The following is a 5,094-nucleotide window of genomic DNA, read 5'->3' as shown; positions in this document are numbered from 1 at the left end:
TTTTTCTTCATCTTTTCAAATCCATTTCTATAATTTAATCATAACTATTAGTAATGTTATTATTCTGATAGTACCATAATATGACAGTTTTTGATATTTTATATTTTTTTAATAATAAAAGGTGCAGGAAATTTCCTGCACCTTCTACCATAAAATATCAAAAACTGTCATATTATGGTACTATCAGAATAATAACATTACTAATAGTTATGATTAAATTATAGAAATGGATTTGAAAAGATGAAGAAAAAGAAAAGAATGGTATCCATATTTGGTATTCTCGTGATTTTAGGCCTAATTTATGTTGGCTTTCTGCAATTTAAGATAAGCCAGTATAGCCGTGTGGAAGCACCAAAAAACGCTGATTATTTAATCGTATTAGGAGCAAGAGTAAAAGGCACCATCCCCTCACTGGCATTTGCAAGCAGAATTAATGCTGCGGCGAAATATTTAAAGGAAAACAAGGATACAATCGTTATTGCATCAGGAGGACAAGGCACTGGTGAAGATATTTCTGAAGCAGAGTGCATTAAGAGAGAGCTTGTAAAACAAGGAATTAGTGAAACAAAGATTATTTTAGAGGACCACTCCACAGATACATATGAAAATATTAATTTTTCGAAAAAGCTTATTCCCTCGAATGCAAAGGTTGGTCTGGTGGTTACGAATAATTTTCATTTGTACCGTGCCATCTCAATAGCCAGAGATCAGGGGTTAGATGTGCAAGGTCTCCCTGCAAAAACCCCTTGGAAGGCCGTTATAAAATCGTATACGCGCGAATACTTGGCGATTACTAAATTCTACTTGAAAAGGTATATACTAGATTGAAAGGCATGAAAACTCGACGTTAACGGTCGAGTTTTTCATTTGATCATTATTGTATTTTTGCATAAATACATGTATCGCGCAGTTCGTTTGTGTCAGCCGAAATTCCATTATTATTTAATATACCTTCTAATGTAAATCCTAATTTCTCTGGGATAGCCCGGCTTTTACTATTTTTATAGTCACACCGAATCTCAACTCGTCTTGCTTTTAACTCTTTAAAGGCAAATTCCGTTATTGCTTTAGCGGCTTCCGTAATATAACCATTCCCACTATATCGGGTATCAATCCAATAACCGATTTCAAACTTTGGTACATACCAGTTAATTCTATGTAAACCTGATGAACCGATAAATTCTCCTGTTTCTTTATGAAAAATATGAAGTCGTAAATCCTCCCGAGTTAAAAACTTCGCATGAGCATCTCGCATATTTGCCTCCACATCCAGCTCAGTTTGCTCTCGATGAGCCCAAGGCATCCAAGGTTTTAATTCATTTAATGAGGCCTGCATTGCAGCATATACCGCTTTTCCATCACCGGGCATTGGCTTTCGGATCAACAATCTTTCGGTGTAAAACTCTTCTGGAAAATCCATTAGTATTGGTTTCATTCATTTTTCCTCCCTTTGTGTATATAAAATTCGTTATAATTATTTGATTTCCCTTTTTGAGCTAATAATTTGATTCGTCGATAAGCTTGTCAAATTCGCTGATAAAAGTGTAATATCACCGATATATTGAAAAAATCCGCCGATAAAAGATGCTAGGCTTACAAAAGTATTACTTTTAAAGACAATTTATAGCAAAAAAGACCCTTCCGTAAAAGGAAGAGCCTTAAAAAGTGATTTTTTAATAAGCTTTTGCCCAATAAACCATTTGTTTCGCTTCTTTTCCGCAGCAAACGCAATTATCTGATAGCTGCTCTTGTTCAAATGGAATACAACGTGATGTTGCCCCTGTTTCTTCTTTAATTTTTTCCTCACAGGCTAGTTCACCGCACCACATGGCTTTTATGAATCCTGGTTTTGCTTCTAGCGATTCCTTTAATTCAGAAAGGGTTAAAGCAACCGATGTTCTTTCTTCTCGATGCTTAAGTGCTTTGTTATATAAATTGGTTTGAATATCATCTAGTAATTCAACAAGCTTTGTTTCTAACTCGGCCAACGGAACAATTACTTTTTCTAATGTATCCCGTCTTACTAAAACAACTTGCTTATTCTCAATGTCTTTTGGTCCTACTTCAAGACGTACTGGAATACCCTTCATTTCATACTCATTAAATTTCCAGCCTGGCTTTTTATCGCTAGCGTCGATATCAACACGGGCAACTTGACCAAGTGATTTTTTCAAGTCATAAGCAAAATCGAGCACACCTTCTTTGTGCTGAGCAATAGGTACAATCATGACTTGTGTTGGTGCTGCTTTTGGTGGAATGACAAGGCCACGGTCATCACCATGGACCATAATCAATGCACCAATAATCCTTGTTGTGAAGCCCCATGATGTTTGATGGACATATTGCAGCTTTCCTTCTTTGTCGGTGTATTGAATTCCGAATGCTTCGGCAAATCCTGTGCCAAAATGGTGAGAAGTTCCTGATTGCAGTGCTTTCCCATCATGCATTAAACTTTCAATTGTGAAAGTAGCTTTTGCACCGGCAAATTTCTCCTTCTCCGTCTTTTGCCCTTTTACGACTGGAATCGCTAGAATCGTTTCACAAAGTTCAGCATAAACATTTAGCATCTGAATGGTTTCTTCCATTGCGTCCTCATCCGTCGCATGGGCTGTATGTCCCTCCTGCCATAAAAACTCTAATGTGCGAAGGAATGGACGGGTTGTTTTTTCCCAGCGGACAACATTTGCCCATTGGTTATATAGCTTTGGTAAATCACGATAAGAATGAATGATATTACTATAATGCTCGCAAAAAAGAACCTCAGATGTTGGGCGGACAACCAATCGTTCTGCTAATGGTTCAGAACCACCATGTGTAACCCAAGCCACTTCTGGAGCAAATCCTTCAACATGATCCTTCTCTTTTTGGAGCAGACTTTCTGGAATAAACAATGGCATATAGACATTTTCATGCCCTGTTTCCTTAATACGGCGGTCTAATTCATTTTTAATATTATCCCAAAGCGCATAGCCATAAGGTCGAATAATCATCGAACCGCGAACGCTCGAATAGTCAATTAAATCTGCTTTCGTAACAACATCTGTATACCACTGGGCGAAATCCTCGTCCATACTGGTAACATCTTTTACAAATTCCTTTGCCATTTTTGACACCTCATTAATTTTTTTAAATACAAAAAGACCTTGATCCTAAAAAGGGACCAAGGCCTGGCGGTACCACCCTAAATTCATAAAGCAAATGCTTTAAGCTCTTTCCATGATAACGGAGTTTATCCGCTTGTATCTTCAATAAAATCCGATACAGAACTCGGAGGCAGGTTCAAATGACTGTCTTAAGAAACCTCGCACCATTGGTTCCCTCTCTTGGTAAGACCGATTCACTTTACTAATCCCCGTCAATGTTTCAATAGTATTTTTCAAAATTATATCTGTCCAGATACCAAATGTCAATTCCTATGGAGGAATATTTTTCTTTCAACGTATTGGTTTCTATCGTTTCCCCTTTAAACTAATTTATAAATGGGGTAAAATGCATTTATTAGAAAAAGTAGGTGATTAACATGAATAATAATGATAAAGACGAACTTGACCGAGAAGAAGAAGAAAAAGAAATTTTGCTTGAATATATTCGAATGCAAAATGAGTTCCTAAAACGTATTTACAAAAATGCCCTTGATAATGATAAAGAAAAATAATATTCCCCATATTCCTCATTCGTTATCCAATATTCATAAAACGTTCAAATTGCCTAACACTCATAGGACATAAATTACCTTTATAATACTCTTATGTTGTTTATTTCTAAAGGCTATATAAGAGGAGACTAAACATGACTATATTTTCGATTATTTCGGCTGCATTTGTAGCAGTGGGCTCCGGCTATTCTATTTATCTTGTTTACCGAAATAAAGACAAGCTGACAAACACCCCGGGAATAATGATTAGCATGGTCATAGCTGTTATTACGGGGCTGCTTTCCGGCAGTATTATAGGAATTATCTCTGGTGAGACATTTCTTGTTGTTGGTGTCAGCATGATTATAGGATTCGTCATTGGTTTCTTAGCCGGGCACCCTGTGGGGATATTGGCCATATTGATGGGATCCATTTCCGGTTTAATGGGTGGTATTAATGGCGCCATTCTTGGAGTTTTCCTGCAATTCCTTAACCCAACGATTTTGCTTGGAATTTTATTAGGTTTCTATGTTGTAATTATCGGGTTTGTAATTGTATATATTCATGTGGTGGCTGACAACAAATTTTCAATCGATACGCAAGAACTCTCCCCTTTTGCAATTATTGCAGGTGGAGTCATTCTTGTATCGTTGTTTTTGTTTATGTATAGCAGTGATATGGTGAAAATCCCAGTAAAAAATGAAGATCTCCAAGCACAAGCTAAACTAGAATCAAGCAATCAGGCAGCAACTAAAACAGAAATTGATGTTACAGATGATAGCACTCCTAAAATAAAAATGCTTGTGACTAATAAGGGATATTCTCCTAGGGTGATCCGCGTAAAGAAAGGTGTACCGGTGGAACTTGAAATTGAAAATCCACTTGAGAATAATAGCTGTCTATCTACCTTTATGATTCCAGATTTTAATATAAACAACGTGAATCTAAAGGTGGGAACAACAAAACTATCATTCACACCTGACAAAACAGGCGAATATACCTTCAGCTGTGGTATGAAGATGTATAAAGGTACCATAATAGTTGAGTAAAAAAATGGCAAACCTATTTGGTTTGCCGTTTTTTTATGATACCCATTCACTTTTTTTGAGATTATAGATAGAAGCATGATCGATTAATTTTATTTTCTGAAAAAGATCATCCTTTTCGTTAAGGATAATGACTGCGGTATCTGTGAAGGCAGTTAGTTCATGAACATATTTTTCATATAATTCTTCCAAGTTTTCCGAAGCCAAGCCCCGTCATTAAAAGTACTTTTGTTCGATATGACTTTGAATTGTTTGCAGCCTCATTCTCAAATCGATTCACTAGCAATTCGAATTCGCCGTTTGTCATGAATGATGTCCTCACTTTTCAATAATTTGATAGTATTATATCAGATCGTATCATCTTACATAAATAACTATTTTCTGAAAAGTTTATTATTTTCTCCAAATTAATAG

At 36.3% G+C, this 5,094-nt stretch carries 7 protein-coding genes and 1 other annotated feature; of the genes, 3 read left to right on the top strand and 4 right to left on the bottom strand.

Translation table 11 applies throughout. The features are described from left to right. Positions 1-240: 240 nt before the first annotated feature. Positions 241-828 (top strand): YdcF family protein, encoded by a 588-nt coding sequence (locus V7150_RS26030; RefSeq protein WP_335524105.1) that lies wholly within the window; start codon positions 241-243, stop codon positions 826-828. Positions 829-874: 46 nt separating this feature from the next. On the opposite strand, the gene V7150_RS26025 is transcribed toward V7150_RS26030, so the two are convergent. Both V7150_RS26025 and proS read right to left on the bottom strand, forming a co-directional pair. After that, a complete protein-coding gene (locus V7150_RS26025) occupies positions 875-1,435 on the bottom strand; it encodes a GNAT family N-acetyltransferase (RefSeq protein WP_335524103.1) in 561 nt (186 codons plus the stop codon). Between the two features lie 238 nt (positions 1,436-1,673). Then, a complete protein-coding gene (gene proS / locus V7150_RS26020) occupies positions 1,674-3,104 on the bottom strand; it encodes a proline--tRNA ligase (RefSeq protein WP_420490336.1) in 1,431 nt (476 codons plus the stop codon). A gap of 48 nt (positions 3,105-3,152) precedes the next feature. Beyond that, positions 3,153-3,368, bottom strand: a binding site (T-box leader). A gap of 152 nt (positions 3,369-3,520) precedes the next feature. Here proS and V7150_RS26015 point away from each other — a divergent pair. Both V7150_RS26015 and V7150_RS26010 read left to right on the top strand, forming a co-directional pair. Beyond that, positions 3,521-3,655 carry a hypothetical protein gene (locus tag V7150_RS26015; protein WP_335524100.1) on the top strand — a complete coding sequence of 45 codons (135 nt, stop codon included), beginning with the start codon at positions 3,521-3,523 and terminating at the stop codon, positions 3,653-3,655. Positions 3,656-3,789: 134 nt separating this feature from the next. Next, positions 3,790-4,683 carry a cupredoxin domain-containing protein gene (locus tag V7150_RS26010; RefSeq protein WP_335524098.1) on the top strand — a complete coding sequence of 298 codons (894 nt, stop codon included), beginning with the start codon at positions 3,790-3,792 and terminating at the stop codon, positions 4,681-4,683. Between the two features lie 33 nt (positions 4,684-4,716). Here V7150_RS26010 and V7150_RS26005 read toward each other — a convergent pair whose 3' ends face one another. Both V7150_RS26005 and V7150_RS26000 read right to left on the bottom strand, forming a co-directional pair. After that, positions 4,717-4,872: a hypothetical protein gene (locus V7150_RS26005; protein WP_335524097.1), complete on the bottom strand. Its 156-nt coding sequence runs from the start codon at positions 4,870-4,872 to the stop codon at positions 4,717-4,719. Continuing rightward, positions 4,856-4,987: a hypothetical protein gene (locus V7150_RS26000; protein ID WP_335524094.1), complete on the bottom strand. Its 132-nt coding sequence runs from the start codon at positions 4,985-4,987 to the stop codon at positions 4,856-4,858. The genes V7150_RS26005 and V7150_RS26000 overlap by 17 nt, the downstream gene beginning before the upstream one ends. Between the last annotated feature and the right edge of the window lie 107 nt (positions 4,988-5,094).

The organism is Neobacillus drentensis (assembly GCF_036965245.1).
Taxonomy (GTDB): domain Bacteria; phylum Bacillota; class Bacilli; order Bacillales; family Cytobacillaceae; genus Neobacillus; species Neobacillus drentensis_G.
This window is presented reverse-complemented; position numbering and strand designations above follow the sequence as displayed.

Bases quoted from the DNA above. Each gene is read 5' to 3' on its own strand.
- V7150_RS26030 (WP_335524105.1), top strand. From the start codon at position 241: ATGAAGAAAAAGAAAAGAATGGTATCCATATTTGGTATTCTCGTGATT.
- V7150_RS26010 (WP_335524098.1), top strand. From the start codon at position 3,790: ATGACTATATTTTCGATTATTTCGGCTGCATTTGTAGCAGTGGGCTCC.
- V7150_RS26000 (WP_335524094.1), bottom strand. From the start codon at position 4,987: ATGACAAACGGCGAATTCGAATTGCTAGTGAATCGATTTGAGAATGAG.
- V7150_RS26025 (WP_335524103.1), bottom strand. From the start codon at position 1,435: ATGAAACCAATACTAATGGATTTTCCAGAAGAGTTTTACACCGAAAGA.
- proS (WP_420490336.1), bottom strand. From the start codon at position 3,104: ATGGCAAAGGAATTTGTAAAAGATGTTACCAGTATGGACGAGGATTTC.
- V7150_RS26015 (WP_335524100.1), top strand. From the start codon at position 3,521: ATGAATAATAATGATAAAGACGAACTTGACCGAGAAGAAGAAGAAAAA.